At 61.2% G+C, this 19350-nt stretch carries 19 protein-coding genes and 1 tRNA gene; 3 read left to right on the forward strand and 17 right to left on the reverse strand.

Going from position 1 to position 19350, the window contains the following annotated elements; all coding sequences use genetic code 11:
- Positions 1-176: 176 nt before the first annotated feature.
- The 6 genes from IEV88_RS08025 to IEV88_RS08050 form a co-directional block, all read right to left on the reverse strand.
- Positions 177-2423 carry a hypothetical protein gene (locus IEV88_RS08025; protein WP_188158942.1) on the reverse strand — a complete coding sequence of 749 codons (2247 nt, stop codon included), beginning with the start codon at positions 2421-2423 and terminating at the stop codon, positions 177-179.
- 118 nt (positions 2424-2541) lie between these two features.
- A complete protein-coding gene (locus IEV88_RS08030) occupies positions 2542-3285 on the reverse strand; it encodes a hypothetical protein (protein ID WP_188158941.1) in 744 nt (247 codons plus the stop codon).
- A gap of 5 nt (positions 3286-3290) precedes the next feature.
- Entirely contained in the window at positions 3291-3974 is a 684-nt protein-coding gene (locus tag IEV88_RS08035; protein ID WP_188158940.1) for a hypothetical protein, read from the reverse strand.
- Positions 3975-4085: 111 nt separating this feature from the next.
- The gene (locus IEV88_RS08040) at positions 4086-4250 is read right to left on the reverse strand and encodes a response regulator transcription factor (protein ID WP_188158939.1); all 165 of its coding nucleotides are present in this window, start codon (positions 4248-4250) and stop codon (positions 4086-4088) included.
- Entirely contained in the window at positions 4251-4727 is a 477-nt protein-coding gene (locus tag IEV88_RS08045) for a response regulator (RefSeq protein WP_188158938.1), read from the reverse strand.
- The gene (locus tag IEV88_RS08050; RefSeq protein WP_188158937.1) at positions 4724-7165 is read right to left on the reverse strand and encodes a sensor histidine kinase; all 2442 of its coding nucleotides are present in this window, start codon (positions 7163-7165) and stop codon (positions 4724-4726) included. The genes IEV88_RS08045 and IEV88_RS08050 overlap by 4 nt, the downstream gene beginning before the upstream one ends.
- 654 nt (positions 7166-7819) lie before the next feature.
- Between IEV88_RS08050 and IEV88_RS08055 the strand changes: the two genes are divergently transcribed.
- Positions 7820-8413 (forward strand): alpha-ketoglutarate-dependent dioxygenase AlkB, encoded by a 594-nt coding sequence (locus IEV88_RS08055; RefSeq protein WP_188158936.1) that lies wholly within the window; start codon positions 7820-7822, stop codon positions 8411-8413.
- Positions 8414-8555: 142 nt separating this feature from the next.
- Here the strand turns inward: IEV88_RS08055 and IEV88_RS08060 are convergent, their stop codons facing one another.
- The 5 genes from IEV88_RS08060 to IEV88_RS08080 all read right to left on the reverse strand — a co-directional run bounded on the left by IEV88_RS08060 (position 8556) and on the right by IEV88_RS08080 (position 11840).
- Positions 8556-9608: a Fic family protein gene (locus IEV88_RS08060; protein WP_188158935.1), complete on the reverse strand. Its 1053-nt coding sequence runs from the start codon at positions 9606-9608 to the stop codon at positions 8556-8558.
- 65 nt (positions 9609-9673) lie between these two features.
- Positions 9674-9916: a hypothetical protein gene (locus IEV88_RS08065; RefSeq protein ID WP_188158934.1), complete on the reverse strand. Its 243-nt coding sequence runs from the start codon at positions 9914-9916 to the stop codon at positions 9674-9676.
- A 161-nt stretch (positions 9917-10077) separates the two neighbouring features.
- Positions 10078-10154: transfer RNA gene (locus tag IEV88_RS08070), tRNA-Arg, on the reverse strand.
- 133 nt (positions 10155-10287) lie between these two features.
- Positions 10288-10791 carry a GNAT family N-acetyltransferase gene (locus IEV88_RS08075; protein WP_188158933.1) on the reverse strand — a complete coding sequence of 168 codons (504 nt, stop codon included), beginning with the start codon at positions 10789-10791 and terminating at the stop codon, positions 10288-10290.
- A 2-nt stretch (positions 10792-10793) separates the two neighbouring features.
- Positions 10794-11840, reverse strand: coding sequence for a P1 family peptidase (locus tag IEV88_RS08080; protein ID WP_188158932.1), 1047 nt, complete (start codon positions 11838-11840; stop codon positions 10794-10796).
- Positions 11841-11893: 53 nt separating this feature from the next.
- Here IEV88_RS08080 and ggt point away from each other — a divergent pair, with 53 nt between their 5' ends.
- Entirely contained in the window at positions 11894-13687 is a 1794-nt protein-coding gene (gene ggt, locus IEV88_RS08085; protein WP_188158931.1) for a gamma-glutamyltransferase, read from the forward strand.
- Between the two features lie 63 nt (positions 13688-13750).
- A complete protein-coding gene (locus tag IEV88_RS08090; protein WP_188158930.1) occupies positions 13751-14401 on the forward strand; it encodes a hypothetical protein in 651 nt (216 codons plus the stop codon).
- 8 nt (positions 14402-14409) lie between these two features.
- Here the strand turns inward: IEV88_RS08090 and IEV88_RS08095 are convergent, their stop codons facing one another.
- The 6 genes from IEV88_RS08095 to IEV88_RS08120 form a co-directional block, all read right to left on the reverse strand.
- Complete coding sequence (locus IEV88_RS08095) at positions 14410-15015, reverse strand: HAD family hydrolase (RefSeq protein ID WP_206711236.1); 606 nt, start codon at positions 15013-15015, stop codon at positions 14410-14412.
- A gap of 125 nt (positions 15016-15140) precedes the next feature.
- On the reverse strand, positions 15141-16313 hold the full coding sequence (gene mnmA / locus IEV88_RS08100) for a tRNA 2-thiouridine(34) synthase MnmA (RefSeq protein WP_188158928.1): 1173 nt from the start codon (positions 16311-16313) through the stop codon (positions 15141-15143).
- Positions 16314-16572: 259 nt separating this feature from the next.
- Positions 16573-17268 carry an N-acetylmuramoyl-L-alanine amidase gene (locus tag IEV88_RS08105; RefSeq protein ID WP_188158927.1) on the reverse strand — a complete coding sequence of 232 codons (696 nt, stop codon included), beginning with the start codon at positions 17266-17268 and terminating at the stop codon, positions 16573-16575.
- 9 nt (positions 17269-17277) lie between these two features.
- The gene (locus IEV88_RS08110; RefSeq protein ID WP_188158926.1) at positions 17278-18180 is read right to left on the reverse strand and encodes a DMT family transporter; all 903 of its coding nucleotides are present in this window, start codon (positions 18178-18180) and stop codon (positions 17278-17280) included.
- Positions 18181-18285: 105 nt separating this feature from the next.
- Positions 18286-18510 (reverse strand): hypothetical protein, encoded by a 225-nt coding sequence (locus tag IEV88_RS08115; RefSeq protein ID WP_188158925.1) that lies wholly within the window; start codon positions 18508-18510, stop codon positions 18286-18288.
- A 136-nt stretch (positions 18511-18646) separates the two neighbouring features.
- On the reverse strand, positions 18647-19339 hold the full coding sequence (locus IEV88_RS08120) for a molecular chaperone DjiA (protein ID WP_188158924.1): 693 nt from the start codon (positions 19337-19339) through the stop codon (positions 18647-18649).
- Positions 19340-19350 lie beyond the last annotated feature (11 nt).

Raw genomic sequence — 19350 nt, forward strand, 5'->3', positions numbered from 1 at the left:
GTACCGATTATTGATCCGATACGAAGGGTCGGGAACTAGCCGGACGGATAGTTCGCGGATCGTTTTCGCAGAGCAGATGTGATTGGCGGGCGAAGGCCGGAACGTCGCCCTGATGAGACAAAAAAACCGGACCCCGTGAGAGACGGGATCCGGCCTCAAGATGCGATCCGGCTTGTCTATTTCAGGCGATATACTTTCTTTACATCCTCGGTGAGGACCAGGACGTCCTCATATGTGCCGCCGATGCTTAGGCCCCCGCCAGAGCGTGTTTCCCATTGGCCGGTCGACGCGTTGTACCGATGGATCGTAAAGCCCGGACGCTGTTTCTCCGTCCTGTTCAAGGCCCAGCCATCGCCCACATCGGACGCAAACAGACCTTTCACCTCCACCTGGACATTGTTGACCCAGCGGTACACCCTGCCATTTTCATTGACAGTCCACGGGTTGTCATAGGTGCCGCCGACACGGACGGCTGCAGCATTGGGAATGATATCCCATTTGCTGGTGGCGTTGTTCCAGCGCGCAACGGCACCGGATTTGGTTGTCGCCCAGCCATCACCGACATCCTGAGCCTGGATCCCACCGCGAGGCTGCCAGCTGCTGCCGTTCCAGTAATAGACATCGCCGCTCGCCACGACAGCCCAGGGGTTCGCCGCCGTGCCGCCGATGCGAGTACCCGCACCATATTCAGGCTTGTTCTCCCATTGATTGGAAGAGGTCAGCCTGTAGACCTTGAAGTTGCCTGCGGCGTCGGGGATCGTGCCCATGGCCCAGCCTGTACCGACGTCGGACATGGTGATGCCGTTTCCGACTTCGCTCCAGTTACGGGCGGTCAAAGCGAAGGTCGGGACATATGGCCCCGACGCCGTCGACGACGCGGCGGGCGCAGGTGCCGCAGACGTCGTACCCGTAGGTGTCAAAGACGCTGTCTTGTCGGGCTGATGGACCGCAACACCGTCAACCATGCTGGTCGGGCAATCATAGGCCGTGCGGTATTCCAGGAACCGCGTGTCCGATATCCGGTGGAGGGATTCCTGCGGCGCATGCCGGTTTGCGCCGGCCCGTTCGAGAAGGTCACGCCACTGAGCTTCACTGGAGATCGCGCAGTAGCGGAAGCCGAAGCCGATTTCGTACCAGGTCGGATCCTCCACGGACCCGCTATACAAATAATAAACCTGGTCGCCGCCGGCCTTGTAGAAACCGTCCGGCCAGCCGCACAGCTTGGCGCCGGGCGCATTCACGCTTGAGGGAAGACTGTCGTTGACATCGACTTCGATCATATCGGCTTTCATGATCGACAGCATCTGCGGCTGGGTCATGGCACACCATGATCCGTTGTCGAACTGAAGATAGACCGTGTCATTATAGGAGCGTTTTGCCATTTGGGGCAGCGCTGTATCGTCGCCCGTAAACTGGGACATGATGGTGGTCGCCGTACCGTAAAACGCAAGCGCCTTTGCCGCATTCTTGCCCGCGACCTTGGTGACGGCCTTCTCGGCACTGTCGGTACCGGCAAGGAAACCGGCGGCCTTGCCCGTCAGCAGATCGCCGAGCGCATTGCCTCCCTTGGCAAGGAAGTAAAGGCCCGCACCGACGCCAGAACTCTCCCAATGATCATTGTACAGAATCGAGCGCATTTTCTTTCTGGTAGTCGAGAAATTGACCGTCCGGGCGCCCATATTATCCAGTCGGCACACATCGGTGTAAGTCCTGTGCCTTGTTGCATGGCCGATGTCAGCGACGGAAAAATAGGTCGATCCGCGCAGGGCGGTTGTGTGACCGTCCGTATCGCGACTGTCGAAATCTGTGACAGCAAGCGATTGCCATGTCGCCTCGTTCGGAATGGCGCAATAGCTGTCGCCAAATCCTATTCCGTACCAGGCCTTGTTCGACGGCGATGAGCTGTACAGGCGGTATACTGTTCCGTGTGCCTCGTAATACCCGTCCGGTGAACCGCAAACCTGATTACCGGCATTGGGAACCAGATCATAGCGCTCCATGGGCTCCAGCGAATCGCGCTCGATATGATCAAGTTCGGTACCATTTGCGATGATGCACCAGCTGCCGTCGTCATATTGCAGATAGGTCGCATCCGTGTTCGTGAATTTGGCCAGACGTGGCAGTTGCGCATCGGTGTCCCGCAACAGGCCCGTCAACTCGGAAATGGCTTCGCCCATGACATAGCCCGCGACAGCGCCACCGGCACCGCCCGAGGCAGTCGTTGCTGCAAGCGCAAGTGTGTCGTTGAGCGCTGCGAAGGCGATATCGCCCGCGACATCCGATTTCACCGAGTTTGCGCGCATGGCTTGCCCATGTCTGGTGGTATTCCAGTAGTCACGGCGGAACATGTGACGCGTCATGCCGGTATCGGTGACGGTCTCTCCCTGGCTCTGCGCATATGCCGGCGTAACAGCCGGCAGCATGAGGCACATCACTGCCAGGCATATACAATGCATCAAGGTCTTCATGTTTCTCTCCTCTTTATTTTCTCAAGTCGAAAGTCATTTCGCGGCTAATTGCACTGCCATTGGAAAGGCCTGGTTATTCAGTGACTGATGGCACCAGCGTCAGCGATCCGACATCGATGTCCTGATAGAGGTCCTGCCCGAGGCTGAAGAGCCACGAGAAATCGTTGAACACGCGCCAGTACCGCGTTTCATCGCCGCTGAATCCGAACGGTCCGCAGGCGGAACGCGGGCCGTCGAGATCGAATTCCGGCGCATCCTTTTCGTCGACCACGATGGCATCGTCCGGCCAGCCATCGATATTTGCCGGGCGGGCGGCGCAATTGGCGGCCTCGACCGGATCCTCGATCGCGTTTTTCACGTAGAACTCGATATTTGCGTAAGGCGCCTCGGGATCGGCGCTGATGACACGGATCAACGGCTCGGACTCCTCGCCCGTCGGCCAGCCCAGCGCCGACTCTTCAAGCCGCAGCTCCGCCTGCTGTGCACCGCCGGCGAAGGACAGTTTCGCGGTTGTGCCGTCGCAGCTCGCCGCCCGGTAAAGCAGAACATCGATGGCAAACCGGGTTTCCTGGATTTCCCAGCTGCACTCATCCGGCAGCACGGGGTCCGGACCACCGGCAGTGTTCAGCATCGCAATGGCTGCATCCTTGCACAGTCCGGAAAGCGCAAGACGGTCGCCGCCATTCCGGCACTCTCCGGCGGGAGCGGACCCGGCAGGCGCATCGCCCGCCATTTGTGCCACCGGCTCCCCGGCACTGCAGGCCTGCAACAGCAGGAACGCCGAGCAGGCACTGCCGAACAGAAATTTCTTGGTCATAGGAGTCATCCTTTCCAAATGAGTTCAAAGAGTTGCTCGTCGCTCATCTCTTTCAGATCAGCGAGCGGGATGCCGGTTTGCGTCGTCAGAAGTGTCATGGCTTCAAGCCGAAGCTCAGGCAGCGAGAGCCGGCTGATGCTCTCGGCATCGAACAGCGCCGAGGACTGAATCAGCACGAGCATGCCGCCTGCGGCGCTCAGTTCCTTTTCGCTGAGAGATTGAAACGTCGTGATGGGTTCGGCCAGCCGGTTGGCGAGTTCGACGCTCAGCGCCTCCCTCCAGCCCTCAGGCGATGCCGTGTTGAGTTCCTGCTGGGTCCGGAAGCCGCCGAAGAGGAGGATACCGCGGATCGCCGCCGAATCGGTTTTCGGTACACAGACCGACTTCAGCAGCCGCCGCGGATCGTTCTCGCGAATGACGCATTTATTGCCGGGCCCGGTTATCGAGGCCTGCCCGGCCAGTCTCGCCGTCCCCCAGTCTTCCAGACCGTTGCACAGCGCCGTCTTGTTGGCTTGTGCAAAATCGACAGATGCCAGCCGGGTATTCTCGCCGCACAGGAAATCGCCGGAATTCACCACAAATTCTGCCGGTTCCCCGACCTCCGCGCGCGGCGAAGGGGTCGCCGACAGTGTCAGCGCACCAAACATGACGATCGACAGAAATCTGAAAAATGCTGCAGTCTTGACCACCGGGAACGCTCATGGATGGGCTTGTCTCCCGGGTGACGCTAAATGGAGCCGAGAGGTCGGTGAACTGGACAAACGTACAGGGACGGAACCGGCCGCACCCGCATTGGCGGGTCAGACCAGGTGTTCCTTCAATGCCAGCGCGACAGCTTCGGCGCGGTTGGAGACGTCCAGCTTCTGAAGGATTGCGCTGACATGGTAGCGGGCGGTCGGCAGCGAAATGTTGAGGTGCTCGGCGATCTCGCTGTTGGTCAGGCCCTTGGTCAGCAGCCACAGCACCTATTGCTGCTGGGGTCCGATGGCATAGGCGGATTTTTCCGGAGCCTGCGATGCGGCACCCTCGTCACCGGCGGTGACTTCGGCTCCCCGGAAAAACACCGTTTCGCCCGAGTGTACCCGAATGGTGGCATCGATGAGTTCGGCGGCGGTCAGCTCCTTGACGAGAAAGCCCGACGCGCCAGCGTCTTTCATGGCTTCGATAATGTGGTCCTGCGGAAAGGTGCTGAGTCCGATGACCCGGATGCCGGGAAACTTCTCCTTGATCCGGTTAGTCGTTTCGATCCCGTCCATACCCTTCATCCGCACGTCCATGATCACGATGTCGGGTTGGGTGGTCTGGCACACTGCCAGCGCCTCCTCGCCGTTTGCAGCCTCACCGACGATACTGATCCGGCCGCTCGCGGAGAGGACATCGGCGACGCCGCGCCGGACCACAGGATGATCGTCCGTCAGGACGACCCTGATCGGAACGCTCATACAATATCCCGTTCGTACCAGATCAATGTCAGCGACGTACCCTGTCCGGGTGCGGAGAAGATCTCGAGGTTTCCTCCGATTTTCTGAACGCGCTCACGCATGATTTCCAACCCCAAACACCCCTCTGGAACTTTGTCCAGTTCGAATCCCTGACCATCGTCGAAGATTGAAAGAATACTCTGGGACGGAAGCGCATCAAGAAAAATCGTCACCGACTCCGCTTCCGAATGCTTCACTATATTATTGAGACTTTCCTGAGCGATGCGGTAAAACACCTTATGGACGGCATCGGGTAGTCTCGTATCGCCTTCAACCTGAAGCTGAATGCGAAACCGCTCCGCGGCGGCGACCGAGGATACGAGGGCTTTCAACGAAAACCCCAATGTCTCGGCGCAATTGCCGCCCGGTCGCATGTCAGCCATCAGCATACGCATTTCGGAAAGGGCTGCGCGGTTCAGGCCGCGAATCTCGGACAGGGCGGTCGTGATCGTCCTGTCTCCATCCGTGACCAGGCCGGACACGCGGTCAGCAATCATGGTTGCGGAAAACAGCTTCTGGCTGACGGCGTCGTGGAGCTCGCCCGACAGGTGGTTGCGCTCCTCCAGTCTCGCGTTTCTGTCGGCCAGGCTGACCGCAGCCTGTGTACGGGCCGCGACCTGGTCCTCCAGCGATTGCACCAGAGCGATCTGTGCGTTCGCCATCTCGCTGAACGCCCTGGTTAGAAACCCGATTTCGTCCTTGTAGAAGATCCTCATCGCGCCCGGATAAGTTCCCCGGCGGAAGCTCTGAACGCCTTCCAGCAGGCGGTTCAGCGGACGCACGAGGGTTCGCTGAAAGATCAGCGGCATCAGCGCGGATACGGCAAGCGTCATGAGCAGCGTGAAGGCGGCAACCGGGGTATATATCTGGTTGAGGTAGATCAGGAATGCAAGGCGGTAGTCCTCCACAAGACCGGTCATCGGCCGGGCGTCAAGCGGAAGGTCCGACCCGAAGGTCACCCGGTCAATCTCCCCGTTCAGCCAGCCGGGCGTGATGCCGGCAAGCGCCGGTGAGGACAGCGGTGATATCACATTCGCTCGGACCGTATCGGGCACCGTCCTGTACGCGATTTCGATGACACCGTTCGGGTAAAGTGCAACTTGATACGTGTAAAGCGCATCCGGGGCAGCCCTTTGCGAGGCGTTGTACCATGTCAGGAGGATGCGATCCGTCGCTTGCCTGAAATAAAGGCCGCTTTCCGGTTCCCCCGCCACGCTGTCGGCCACGTCGGCGCGAAACGCAGTGTCGAGTACGAGCGGGAAAATCGCGCCCGTGCCCCCGAAGCGGTCGGTGACATGGCGCAGAGACGACGGTCCGTCAAAACTGACTATGCCGTTCGGATCGACGAACAGACGGTTGCGTTCCACGCCGTAGAACGGAAACACCGGGTCCAGATCCACAGCGAAGGCGCCCGGTTGCCTGTCCCCGAGATCGTTGTCGAACCGGAAGGCGGTGTTGCTGACAAAGTAACTGTCATCGCTGCGAAGCTGGAACCGGATCGCCGTTCCGGACTCGGGAATCCCGTCATTGTCGAACGCTTCGGCATAGACGGTGCCGATGATCCACGAGATGCCGCACAATATCGACAGGAGGGTCGTCAGCGTGACGCCGGTAATCTTGGTAAGGAAGGATGACCGTTCCGGTATATAGTTCAGGTAGACAAGCGAAAATCCGCACAGCACGAGCAGCATGAGCCAGCACAGGCCGATTTCAGTCGCCACGCCGCCGAGGATCCAGTAGGACCGCAATGTCAGCAGCACGATCGCGGCGACGGGGATCAGCGATACGATCAGAAACGCCCGGACCGATGATGCCCTTGTCGGCAATCCCTCGCCTGTGACGAGGCGCCAGAGGGAGACCCCCGGCGTGACTCCGGCGGCGGCGTCCCTCCGGACCGCACGAAGATATTGCCGGACCATCACCACGAGCAACCAAAGCGCCGTCATCAATTGCACGAGGTCGAGGACACCCGGGCGATACTCGACAAAACCTTGAGACTGGCTTTGCACTCTCCAGACCGCCGCCCAGACTTCGACCATCAGATACAGCAACGACAGGCCCGCGACCACGATTGATTCGACCGATCGCAGCCTGACCAACGGGACAGGATAATTATACACAAAGACGGTGATCGCCAGCAGGGCGACGGTACCAAACGGGGCCTCCCAGGGAAGGCACCAGGTCGCAAGGTCGGGATGCAGTGTTTCCGCCAGGAAGTTCAGCCCGATAAAGCATGTCAGGCTGAAGGCCGCCGCGGTGACCGCGACGTTCGACACCATCATCCTGCCCCTTCGGCTTTCCGTGACCAGCCGGAAAAACAGGTAGCCGGTACAGATCGTTCCGAGCAGCAGCTGGACGAGGAAACTGATCGAGAACGGCGTCCAGAGAAATACCGACATCCTGCATTTGCTAATACAAGTGCCCGGTTTCGCATAGTACCTGAATCAAGCTTAACCCTGACTGAAAAAGCTTCCAGCTCAAGCGTAAGATCCGGGGTCATTTGAAGTCCAGGTAGTACCGAGGATAAACGAACCCGAATATATTAAGCTACCCTTGAGTTGTTTTCGCGTTGTCATACCAAGGAAAATTGCGAGGAAACACGAGCTTCTCATCCAAAGGATTTCTTGGAGAGCGCTGCTGTACCAGAATATTGAAGCAGACACGCCGTAGGATTCGAACTTGGATGTGCCATGAATTTCAAACCTTTAGAGAACCTGCTCCGAGGGCAAAGCAACCCAACAGAAAACTCAATCCCCGCGCATCTGGGTGAAATTATGCTGGGCCATGGAAAGGATCCAGCTCCATGCATCACGATACCAGGCAGTCAATTCTACCCGAAGCAACGGGCGGGTCGTTGTGTCGATTGTAGATAGTCCGCATTACAGGGCGGCCTTCAACCCGTTTGAGGCAGCCAGCTTGGCCGGCTATCGAAAACCGGAAATTTTTTCATTTTCACCCTCCGCTCACCCGGGCTATTCCCACGAAAACACAAATGATGACGATAGTGCGCTGAAAAAGCACCACCGCTTCAATACGTGGGTTTTCGCCAGACGATGACTGATCAAAAGAAATTTAGTTTCGTATCTGGCAGTCCAATCGACGGGTTTCGGTATGTTCCGGATTTTCTCGATAGGGATACCGAAGCCACCCTTGTAGAATTTATCGATCGGCAATCCTGGCGTGATGATCTGGCAAGACGCGTGCAGCACTATGGATATGTCTACGACTACCGGGCGCGCCAGATCCGCCCCGACATGTATCTCGGGGACTTGCCCGGACCGTTCGCAACGCTGGCAGAACGCCTTGTCGCAGAACGCCGCTTCGCCCGCTTGCCGGATCAAGTCATCGTTAACGACTATCTGCCAGGCCAGGGCATCGCCCCGCACACCGATTGCATTCCCTGTTTCGGCGAAATCATCGCCTCAATCAGCTTATTGTCGGCCTGTGAAATGGAATTCCTGAATACGCAGTCCCACAATAGTCGGAAATCGCAGTTGCTGGAACCGCGCAGCTTGCTGACACTCTCCGGCCCTGCACGCTTTGAATGGCAGCATGCAATCCGACCGCGCAGGTCGGATTTAGTCGACGGCATCCGCCATCAACGCAGCCGTCGCATATCGCTGACCTTCAGAACAGTGATCCTGTAGAAAAAATGGCGCACCTCACAGGAGAGTCTTCCAACTCCTGCGGGCCTGAATTGTTCGAAGAACTGGAGCGCTGGAACGAGGTACTAAAGGCGCTGGACCATGACGATTTCGGGCCAACGCCATGATGGTCCCAGCATTGCAATCACAGGGAATACCAGGTGGCCCGGGCTTTTCCGTGTCGCTTGATACGCCCTGCCTCTACGAGTTCACGCAAACGCACTTTCAACGTGTTCTTGTTCGCGCCGATGGCACGGGCAAGTTGGGAGGGGGTCTGGCGACCTTCCTTTCGCAGAAGCGCTATAACCTGCACCGATATTTCGGGAAGGTCATCGTCGCTATCGCTCCCTCCGCTCTCCTTCTCGATACGGGCTTCGAGCGTGTCCTTTTGCTTCTTCAGCGAGCGCAGAAAAAAACCGGTCCATGGCATCCAGTCCGGATTATCCGTCTTCAGGGTCGTCTGCGTCCTGCGCAGCGCCTTGTAATAAAAGTCCTTATTCGCTTCGACCACACTTTCGAGAGATGCAAACGGAACATAGGCGTATCCGGCCCGCATCAACAGCAAGGTCGTCAGCACACGGGACAAACGCCCGTTTCCATCCTGAAAGGGATGGATAGCCAGAAAGGTCACGATAAAGACGGCGATGATCAGCAAGGGGTGGTGGGACTCTTCCGCAATTGCCTTATTGGTCCATGCGACCAGCTCCTCCATTTCGCGCGGCGTATCGAATGGCGTCGCCGTCTCGAAGACCACGCCGATTTCTTTCCCGTCTGCATCGAAGGCGACGACATTGTTCGCGAGTGTCTTGTAGGAACCCCTATGGCGTTCATCCTTGGTCGAATGGCGCAGCAACACCTGATGCAATTGGCGAATGTGGTTTTCGGTGATACGCATATCGGCATAGGCCTCGAAAACCATATCCATGGCTTCGGCATAGCCCGCTACTTCCTGTTCATCGCGCGTGAGAAAGGAGGTCTTCTCCAGATTGGACAGCAAGGTTTCCACCTGAACATCGGTCAGCTTTGCCCCTTCGATGCGGGTCGAAGAGCCGATGCTCTCGACAGCCGCCACCTTACGAAGGGCATTCAAGCGATCCGGGGAGAGGGTCTTCAACGCTTGCCAACGGCCTTTGAATTCATCGACCTCGGCGATGAGCTTAACAAGCTCAGATGTCAGGGCAAAAACAGGCTCTTTCATGTCGGGATATCCAATTCCATACCCGATTATACCCGATTCAACCCGGTCTTTACCAGAGCAAATGGTCAGTCATCCTTGGAAGCGCCTGTACAAGCCCGTTCGGGGATCGCGTTAATACCAAATCCCATATCCACAAAGGGCTGCAAGGTATTCATCAGCGCAGTTAGATATTCCAGAGCCTGCTCTCTCGTCGTATCTTCTTCCTCAAACAGATATAGAAAATCTTCCGCTTTGGGCTGTAATAATCTGTCTGTTTTATCATTACCGTGTACTGAAGGGGATAATTCTTCGAAATCAATTTCGGACATTCGGGCCACCATTTCTCATATATTGTTGGGTTGTATTACGCAGAGAAGCCCTGAAGGATTCGAACTCAGAAACATATTAGAAAACAGGGCTTTAGGTGACAAAGCCTACCCTGTGCCGGTTAATGGGAATAATTACCTATTTAATATCAATGACTTAAAAGTGGCGCACCCGAAGAGATTCGAACTCCTGACCCCCAGATTCGTAGTCTGGTGCTCTATCCAGCTGAGCTACGGGTGCGCATTTCAGCCCGCGGGCAGCCAAAAGGCCGCCGGTGCCGAGAACCGGCGTTAAAGCCCAATCGCGCGGCAATTGCAAGCCTGTTTTCCGGGATTTTTCCGCCGCAATCCCGCCAAGCCCGCTTACCCGGGCGTCACAGATCGAGCCGGTAATAGGCGACGTGCTTTTCACGCGGTTCCAGCACCGCCCGCCCGCACGCAACGAAACCGAGCGTCTGGTGAAAGGCGATGGAGACCGGATTGGGCGGCAGCATGTTGATCTCGCAGCCAATCACCGGCACGCCCGCCGCTCGCGCCAGCGCGGCCAGATCCTCATAGAACACGCGCCCATGGCCCTGCCCGCGCGCGCCTTGCGCGACGACGACGCGGTCGACATAGACAAACCGCTCATGGCGCTCCGCGAACCAGCGATAGTTCGGGCTGACATAATCGGCGCCCTCGCGATAGGCGATCATCATCGCGGCGCCATCGCCGCTCTGGCGGGCATAGGCGGCGCCGGCGATCAGCGCTTCGAGGTCGCCCTCACAGAGCCAGGACAGCTTGTCATGGTCGGCATTGTTGATCGCCCTCAGCCCCGCCAGATGACGCGGCTCGATCGGCGCCGGTCTGGCATCAGGCGGCGTCGCATCGGGCGCCATGCTCAGGCCCCGCTCGCCGCGTACACCCCGCGGGCAATCGCCCGGGCGAGGCAGTCGGCGGCGTGATTGCCGAGAACGGTGAGCGACAGCGCCCTCGGCTCGGGCAAGGGCGTCGCGCCTGTGGACAGGGCAAACACCGTGTCGCCATCGACCGGTGCATGGGCGGGCCTGAGCGCCCGCGACAGGCCATCCTGCGCCATGATGGCGAGGCGCTTGCAGTCCGCTGTCGACAACGCCGCATCGGTGGCGACGGCACAGATCGTCGTGTTCGCGCCCGGTGTCGCTGCGCCCGCCCCGCCAGCCGCGCTGACAGGACCGAGCTTGGTATCATCGGGAAACCCTTGCGCCGCCTCGCTGCCAGCGGGCCGGACGCCGCCGAATTCGCCACCCTGCTCGAACGGCCAGGCCCAGAAACATGTCGTGCCGGGGATATAGGGCGAGCCGAAGGCGTTGACCGCCACGATTGCGCCCACGGTGATGCCATCCGCCGTGACGAAGGACGCCGTGCCGAGCCCGCCGGGCCAGGCCCCGGCCCGCGCGCCATAACCGGCGCCAATCCGCCCGATGGCAGCATCCCTGCCGCCAGCGCCCTGCGCATCGGCCAGTGCCTCGCGGCCGAGCCGGGCATAGGGCGGCGCCTCCCCCCAGGCCTTGTTGCCGCCATTGGCAAGGTCATAGAGGATAGCGGCGGGCACGATGGGCGAGACCGGTACGCCCGGCGACGGCACCAGGGCATAACCGGTGCCGGCAGCGCCCAGAACCGCCGCGACCGCATCGGCGGCGCCAAGGCCATAGACAGACCCGCCCGAAAGAACGAGCGCGTTCAGCCCGCCGACAAGCCGCTCCGGGTCGAGGGCATCGGTCTCGCGCGTGCCCGGCCCGCCGCCGCGCACATCGACGGAGGCCGCCACCAGCCGGTCGGGCAGGATCACGGTGACGCCGGTGTTGACCGCCGGGTCATGGCTGTGCCCGACCCGTAACCCGTCTATGTCGGTGATCGCGTTGCGCGGCCCCGGATGTCCGTTTCGAGCTGTGCCTTGATTTGCCATGTAACACGTTCCACCCTGCTGTCCTTGTACCGTTATCAAGCGAAAGCCCATTCATGTTCAAGCCCAGCCCGTCTATCGCCCTGCTTCTCGGCCTCGCACTCGCTGCCGCCTGCGGCCAGCCGCAGGCCCCTGACGCGGCGCGCACGGAGAAGGCCGCCGATGCCCGTGACGCCCTCGACGGCAAGTTCGCGATCGCCACGGCGAACCCGCTTGCGACGCAGGCCGGTGCCGATGTTCTCGCCCGCGGCGGCACGGCGGCGGATGCCGCGATTGCGGTGCAGGCGGTACTGTCCCTGGTAGAGCCGCAATCCTCCGGCCTCGGCGGTGGCGCCTTCATGCTGCATTACGACCCGTCGAGCGGGCGCACCATCGCCTATGACGGCCGCGAGACCGCCCCGCAAAGCGCCGCGCCGGACATGTTCCTCGCCCCGGACGGCAGCCCGATGAATTTCTACGATGCGATCACTGGCGGGCGCTCGGTCGGCGTGCCAGGCGTCATCGCTATGCTCACCCTGGCCCATCAACAGCATGGCACCCTGCCGCTGGCCGAACTGCTTGCCCCGGCCCGCGAACTTGCCGAAAACGGGTTCGATATCTCGCCGCGTCTCAACGGCCTGATCGTCCGCATGAGCGAGGCAGGGCGCCTCGGCCAGATGACCGGCTCTCAGGACTATTTCTTCGACGAGGCCGGCGCGCCCCTGCCCGTCGGTCATGTCCTGAAGAACCCTGCCTATGCCCGGATGCTCCAGACCCTTTCCGACCAGGGGCCCGGTGCCTTCTATGGCGGCGAGATCGCCCAGGAAATCGCCGCGACGGTCGATTCCATCGCCGGACCGGGCACGCTGACGGTCGAGGATTTCTTCGACTATTCTCCCGTTGAGCGCGAACCTGTCTGCGCACCCTATCGCGGCAAGACGATCTGCTCCATGGGCCCGCCCTCCTCCGGCGGCGTGACCGTGCTGCAGATCCTCTCCCTGCTGGAACAGACTGCATTCGATCAGTATACGGCGCAATCACCGGAAGCCTGGCACCTGCTGATGGAGGCAAGCCGCCTCGCCTATGCCGACCGCAATCTCTATCTCGCCGACCCGGCCTTCATGAGCATTGGCGACCATGGCGCCGGCGATATCGTCGATGCCCTGCTCGCCCCCGGCTATATCGCTGACCGGGCGAGCCTGATCCAGGTCGACCGCTCCGCAATCGAGGTCGCGCCGGGCGATCCGTTCGAGGGCGACGCCCATCTCGGCCTCGATGGCTCGCCGGAGCCGCCCTCGACCAGCCATTTCTCGATCCGCGACGGCAAGGGGCGCGTCGTCTCCATGACATCGTCTGTCGAAGCGCCGTTTGGGTCGCATATCATGGCGGCGGGGATCATCCTCAACAATCAGCTGACGGACTTTTCCTTCGTGCCGGAGCGCAATGGCCAGCCGGTCGCCAATGCGCCGCTGGCGGGCAAGCGGCCGCGATCATCCATGTCGCCGGTGATCATCTTCAACGCGGACGGATCGTTCCATGCCGCGCTTGGCTCTCCCGGCGGGCCTGCGATCATCGGCTATGTCGCCAAGACCATTGTCGGTATGCTCGACTGGGACATGACCATGCAGGAAGCGATCGACCTGCCCAATATCGTGATCCCGCGCGGCGGCGTTCTGGTCGAGGATGACCGGCTCGATGCCGAACGCCTCGCCGCGCTGGCCGCCTTCGGGCTCGAGCCGCGCGAGACGGAGCTGAGCAGCGGTGTCTATGGCGTCATGGTGACGGCCGATGGCGAGTTAACCGGCGGCGCCGACAAACGCCGCGAGGGCACTGTCGTGATTGGCGATGTTGCGACAGCGGACCCGGAATAGCCTCTTTCGCCGAGTATCAATTCAGGGGACACTAACGGCCGACCAAGGAAAGTGATCCCGCCCATGAACAAGATCCTGCTAGCCACCCTGTCCCTGTCCGCCCTGCTCGCGGCCTGCGCCGAAGACGCGGCCACACCCGCCGCCCCGGAAGAGACGGCGAGCGAAGAACTGACCGCTGAGGAAACAGATGAAGTCATCGAGGATCTGGAAGCCGACATGGCCAGCCTTCCTGTGCGCGCCGGTGATGAGGACCTGGCCGGCGCGGATTGCGACCCGGCAACGGCTGAGGGCTATTGCGGCGTCCTGTTCGGCATGAGCGCCGGGGAAGCCCGCGCCGCCTATCCCGGCGGGCTGGTCGGCGGGCCAGACGAAGACCCTTATGGCGATCCCGGCTGTTATTATCTCAACGTCGCGCCCGAAAACTACGAGATCGGCTTCATGGTCGTCGACGGCACGGTCATGCGCCTCGATGTCCGCGCGCCGGGCGTTACCACCGAGGCGGGCGCCATGGTCGGCATGGCGGCAGAGGACGTCCTCGCGCGCTATCCCGATGCCGAGCGCCTGCCGAACAAGTATACGGATGAAGACGATATCCATGTCGATCTCGGCAATGACGCCAAGGCCATCTTCGAACAGGAAGTCGGTGAGGGCACGATCAGCCGCTATCGCATCGGCCTTGCGCCGCCGGTCGATTATGTCGAAGGCTGTGCCTAAGCGCTAATTTAGAGAAGTCCCGCTTCACCAAGCGCGGCCCGCAACGCGGCAGCGTCGGTAAAGTGCACAGCCTTCATGCCGGCGGCGATCGCGGCGTCGACATTGTCCTGCCGGTCGTCGATGAACAACACCTCAGCCGGATCGGGATTGCCCATCCGCTCCAGCGCAATCGCGTAGATGCGCGGGTCGGGCTTGATCATCTTCTCTTTGGCGGAGATGATGACGTCACGGAAGTCCGTCAGCACGGGGAATTCTTCCCGCATTTCCGGCCAGACTTCGGCCGGCATGTTGGACAGGGCATAGAGCGGCACGCCCGCCACTTTCAATGCGCGCACGATATCATCGACCCCGTCGACATAGCCGTCGAACATGTCGAGCCAGTCGATCCGCCAGGCATGGATCAGCTCGGCATGTTCCGGGTGCTTCTCGATCAGTCGCCGCGCATTCTCCGCCATCGGCACGCCGCGATCATGCTGCTTGTGCCAGTCCATCGTGGTGACGGTGGCGCAGAATTCCTCGGCCTGTTCGCGCGAGCCCATCAGCTCCGTGTACAGACGCACAGGATCCCAGTCGAGCAGGACGTTGCCGAGATCAAATAGTGCAATAGACGCCATCATATTTTCCTTCACAAGGCCCTCGCCCTTCGTGGGCAACTGCGTTGCCACCTCAGGGTGAGGGCATGAACATCCTCATCCTGAGGTGCTCGCGCAGCGAGCCTCGAAGGACGGGGATGCCATGCTCACGCCGCTTCCGTCGAGGCGATCCAGCCGCCGCCGAGGACACGGCTGTGCGCGTCATCCGGCGTATAGAACACGCAGGCCTGGCCCGGCGAGACGCCATCTTCCGGCGCGTCGAGCACGACCGACAGCCTGTCGCCGTCACGGCGCAGGGTGGCGATTTCCGGCGGCCTGGTCGAGCGCACTTTCACCGCGACACGCATGCCGCCTTCGGGCACGGCCTCGTCGCCAAGCCAATTGGCTTCCTTCAGATGGATCACCTTGGTCGTCAGCGCCTCGCGCGGGCCAACCACCACCTGCTTTTTGTCCGCATCCAGCTTGACCACATAGAGCGGATCGCCGGTCGCGATGCCGAGGCCACGGCGCTGGCCGACCGTGTAGTGGATGACGCCCGGATGGGTGCCCATCACCGTACCGTCGACATGCACGATCTCGCCCGGCTCCGCCGCGCCGGGGCGCAACCGTTCGACCACGGCGGTATATTTGCCCTCCGGCACGAAGCAGATGTCCTGGCTGTCCGGCTTGTCGGCCACGACGAGGCCCAGCTCCGCCGCGATCGCCCGCACTTCAGGCTTCGGCAGATGGCCCAGCGGGAAGCGCAGGAAGTCCAGCTGGTCCTGCGTCGTGGTAAACAGAAAATAGCTCTGGTCGCGATCGGCATCGGCAGCCCGGCGCAACTCCGCCTTGCCGCTGTCGCCGATCTCGCGCGCGATATAATGCCCGGTCGCCATCGCTGCGCCGCCAAGGTCGCGGGCAGTCTCGAGCAGATCCTTGAACTTCACCCGTTCATTGCAGCGCACGCAGGGGATCGGCGTCGCGCCGGCCAGATAGGTATCGGCGAAATCTTCCATCACCGCATCGGAAAAGCGGTTCTCGTAATCGAGCACGTAATGGGGAATGCCCAGCGCCTCGGCCACACGGCGGGCGTCATGGATATCCTGCCCGGCGCAGCACGCGCCTTTTTTCTGGATCGCGACGCCATGGTCATAGAGCTGCAGCGTCACGCCGACGACGTCGTAGCCGGCATAATGGCACAGCGCCGCCGTCACGGACGAATCCACGCCGCCCGACATGGCGACGATGATGCGCGCGCCCTTGGGCAGGCCGAGATCGAGCGCGCCCGCCACCCTGCGCGTCAGCGCCAGATTATCCGTCTTGTCCAGTACATCAGTCATGGCCGCGCATATAAGGCTTTTACGGCGATAACGCCAGTGCCGCGGTTCCGGGCAACCCCGCGCAATGAAAAACCCGCCGGCCCCTGGCGCGGCGGGTCTTCACCCCTGGACCCGCTTGCACACAGGTCACCCCACTTCCGGCCTCTTGAAATGACACCGGTCGTTGAGAACCACGCTAAGGGCACATGGTAAATTTTTCGTTTGCCATGAAGGGTTTATCGGCAAGACTTCATTGGCCGCGAAGGCCCTCACGCCGCGCTTAAAGCGCTTCATGAACCCGCCCGATGGCGGCGCGAGTGGGCGGGTTCAGCCCCTGCCCCATCTGGCCCGGCAGGAACCGCCGCTGGAAGGCCAACACGGCTGCGACAGGATGGCCATCGCGGAAGCCATAGCCGATCTGACGCAGCATGGTGACCGCCGCCGCATAATCCGGCACATCCTCCGGCAGCGGCAGCGCCGGGTCGATGGCGGCAAGCGCCAGCCCCGATTGCGACAGCTTGTGCCAGGGGAACAGCTCGCCCGGGTCTTCCTTGCGCTCGGGGGCGACATCGCTGTGACCGACGACGCGCGAGGCCGGCACACCGTGCCGCGCGACGATCTCAGCGACCAGCGCCGCGACCGCATCGCTCTGCACGCCGGGAAATTTGCGATAGCCCCATTCATGGCCCGGATTGACGATCTCGATGCCGACGGAACAGCCATTGACATTGTCCCGTCCCTGCCAGTGCGACAGGCCGGCATGCCAGGCGCGGCGGTCCTCGTCGACCAGCGCGAACACCGTGCCGTCTTCCTCGACCAGGTAGTGGGCGCTGACCCGCGCCGCCGGGTCGCACAGCCGCTCCAGCGCCGCCCTGCCGCTCTCCATGCCGGTATAATGCAGCACGATCATGTCGACCGTCTCGTCGCGCGCATCATGGTTCGGCGAGCGATGGTCTCTATTGATCGTCAGGCTCATGGCGTCTCTCTAGTTTTCAATCGGCGCGATGGTCGCCGAGGGTGGCCCCTGCTTGTCCTTCGTCCGGATCAGGATAACCCCGACCCCGCCAAGCGTCATCAGCCCGCCAACAATAAACTGCCACGTCACCGGCTCGCCGAGAATGAACACCCCGCCCGCTACGGCAATCACCGTCGCCAGCAGCGTCGAGGAAGAGACCTGGTTCACCGGCAGGCGCTGGATCAGCCAGTAATAGGTCGTGTGCCCGAATATCGACGCGCCGAATACGGTGAAGGACAAAGCCGCCAGGAACGGCCAGATATTCTCGCCCGTCAGCACGGCGATCTGGTCGCGCTCCAGCGTCAGCGTGGCGGTCCACAGGAAGGCCGAGCCGAAGATCGCGAACCAGCCGAGCAGTTCGAGCGGCTTTACGCCTTCGATCTTCTTGACGATGATCGCCCCCGTCGCCTCCGACGCCATCGCCGCAACCAGCAGCGCGACCCCGAGCATCGAGGTGTCGCCGTCGCGCTCCTGCGACAGCGCGATCAGCCCGACCCCGGCAATGGCAATGACAATCCCGGCAATGCGCGGCAGCCCGATGCGCTCCTTCAGGAACACCACTGCCAGCACCACGGTGATCGGCACATACAGCTCCATCACCATCGCCCCGACCGACGCCGAGGCATGGGCAAAGCCGGTAAACATCAACGCATAATTCAGCCCGCCAAGGCACAGCCCGGCGACGGCGATGCGCTTCATCTGACCATGATGGATGCGCAACAGCGGCGACAGGATGATCGCGACCAGCGTCATCCGGCAGGCGGCATAGAAGATCGGATCGACGAACTGGTTCGTGGTCGCGCGAATGACGACCAGATGCAGCCCCCAGACGAGGCACATCAGAACCAGCATGATCAATTCGCGCGCGGGCATCCCATCGCTCCTCTTCTACTCAGAGGGGCGGACCATAGGGTGCGCTGGCATGATCTGCCAGCCACTATTGCTGATGACGATAAGAGAAGTCTGCGGGGTAACGCCTCAACCCGCCTTGACGCGTTTCCAGCTGGAGCGCGTCTCGCGATGGCGGCCGATCAGGGCGGAAATACCGACGGCCAGCGGCGCGACGATGGCGACCGCGATCATGGCGACGCCGGTAAAGCACAACACGACGACGAACAGCACGACATCCATAAGACCGCTGGCGGCTTTCTTGACGAGATCCGATGCGGAAAAGGACTGACGGGTTACCGGTGCACTGTTCATGGGGTTATTTAATCACTCGCCGTTCGATTTATCCAGCAGAATTGACATGGGGCTCAATTAACCATGGGCAAGGGTGCAGGCTGGCCACAGGACCGTCACAGGACCGTCAGGGTGCCGGAAATGACAAAAAGCCGCGCTAGACTGCGGCCTTGCGCTCGGCGATGGCCTTTTCATAGGCGGTATTGATCGCCGCCATCCGGCCTTCGGAAATCTTGACCAGTTCGGCCGGCACGCCGCGCGCGATCAGCGTGTCCGGATGGGTGTCCTTGACCAGCTTGTAATAGGCCTTTTTCAGCTCCGCGTCGGAGACGTCCTGGGACAGGCCGAGCACCGCATAGGGATCGTCCTTGTCGGCGCCCAGATGCGCCGCACTGATCCGGCGCCACTGCGCCGGGCTGATCGAGAACGCCTCAGCCGCCGCGCGCAGCAGCTCCATCTCGCGCGGATGCATCACGCCATCGGCAAGAGCAATGTGGAACAGGCAGTCGAGCACGTCTTCCAGGATCGTCGGCTCGTCGCCGAACAGCTCGCCGACCTGCTTGGCATAGAGATCGAACCCGGCAACATCTTCCTGGGCGAGGTTGTATACCATGCGCACCTTGCTCGCCTCTTCCGGCGGGAAGGCGAAGAAATCACCGAAGGCGACGATCTCCTCATCGGTGACGAAGCCATCCGCCTTGGCCATCTTGGCAGACAGGGCGATCAGGGCGATGGAAAACACCGCTTCGTCCCGCCGCGCCTTGCGCGCGCGCACCACCTCCATCAGGGCGCCAAGCGTGCGCTCTCCCGCCGCTTCGAGGAATTGCTGTATGCGTTGCCACAGGGTCATGATTTTCCATA

It is taken from the genome of Aquisalinus flavus (genome assembly GCF_014640095.1).
Lineage (GTDB): Bacteria > Pseudomonadota > Alphaproteobacteria > Caulobacterales > Parvularculaceae > Aquisalinus > Aquisalinus flavus.

What these genes read in the sequence shown, in the direction of transcription:
- IEV88_RS08025 (WP_188158942.1), bottom strand. Translation starts at nt 2,423, where the DNA reads ATGCTGCCGGCTGTTACGCCGGCATATGCGCAGAGCCAGGGAGAGACC.
- IEV88_RS08030 (WP_188158941.1), bottom strand. Translation starts at nt 3,285, where the DNA reads ATGACCAAGAAATTTCTGTTCGGCAGTGCCTGCTCGGCGTTCCTGCTG.
- IEV88_RS08045 (WP_188158938.1), bottom strand. Translation starts at nt 4,727, where the DNA reads ATGAGCGTTCCGATCAGGGTCGTCCTGACGGACGATCATCCTGTGGTC.
- IEV88_RS08050 (WP_188158937.1), bottom strand. Translation starts at nt 7,165, where the DNA reads ATGTCGGTATTTCTCTGGACGCCGTTCTCGATCAGTTTCCTCGTCCAG.
- IEV88_RS08055 (WP_188158936.1), top strand. Translation starts at nt 7,820, where the DNA reads ATGACTGATCAAAAGAAATTTAGTTTCGTATCTGGCAGTCCAATCGAC.
- IEV88_RS08060 (WP_188158935.1), bottom strand. Translation starts at nt 9,608, where the DNA reads ATGAAAGAGCCTGTTTTTGCCCTGACATCTGAGCTTGTTAAGCTCATC.
- IEV88_RS08065 (WP_188158934.1), bottom strand. Translation starts at nt 9,916, where the DNA reads ATGTCCGAAATTGATTTCGAAGAATTATCCCCTTCAGTACACGGTAAT.
- IEV88_RS08075 (WP_188158933.1), bottom strand. Translation starts at nt 10,791, where the DNA reads ATGGCGCCCGATGCGACGCCGCCTGATGCCAGACCGGCGCCGATCGAG.
- IEV88_RS08080 (WP_188158932.1), bottom strand. Translation starts at nt 11,840, where the DNA reads ATGGCAAATCAAGGCACAGCTCGAAACGGACATCCGGGGCCGCGCAAC.
- ggt (WP_188158931.1), top strand. Translation starts at nt 11,894, where the DNA reads ATGTTCAAGCCCAGCCCGTCTATCGCCCTGCTTCTCGGCCTCGCACTC.
- IEV88_RS08090 (WP_188158930.1), top strand. Translation starts at nt 13,751, where the DNA reads ATGAACAAGATCCTGCTAGCCACCCTGTCCCTGTCCGCCCTGCTCGCG.
- IEV88_RS08095 (WP_206711236.1), bottom strand. Translation starts at nt 15,015, where the DNA reads ATGGCGTCTATTGCACTATTTGATCTCGGCAACGTCCTGCTCGACTGG.
- mnmA (WP_188158928.1), bottom strand. Translation starts at nt 16,313, where the DNA reads ATGACTGATGTACTGGACAAGACGGATAATCTGGCGCTGACGCGCAGG.
- IEV88_RS08105 (WP_188158927.1), bottom strand. Translation starts at nt 17,268, where the DNA reads ATGAGCCTGACGATCAATAGAGACCATCGCTCGCCGAACCATGATGCG.
- IEV88_RS08110 (WP_188158926.1), bottom strand. Translation starts at nt 18,180, where the DNA reads ATGCCCGCGCGCGAATTGATCATGCTGGTTCTGATGTGCCTCGTCTGG.
- IEV88_RS08115 (WP_188158925.1), bottom strand. Translation starts at nt 18,510, where the DNA reads ATGAACAGTGCACCGGTAACCCGTCAGTCCTTTTCCGCATCGGATCTC.
- IEV88_RS08120 (WP_188158924.1), bottom strand. Translation starts at nt 19,339, where the DNA reads ATGACCCTGTGGCAACGCATACAGCAATTCCTCGAAGCGGCGGGAGAG.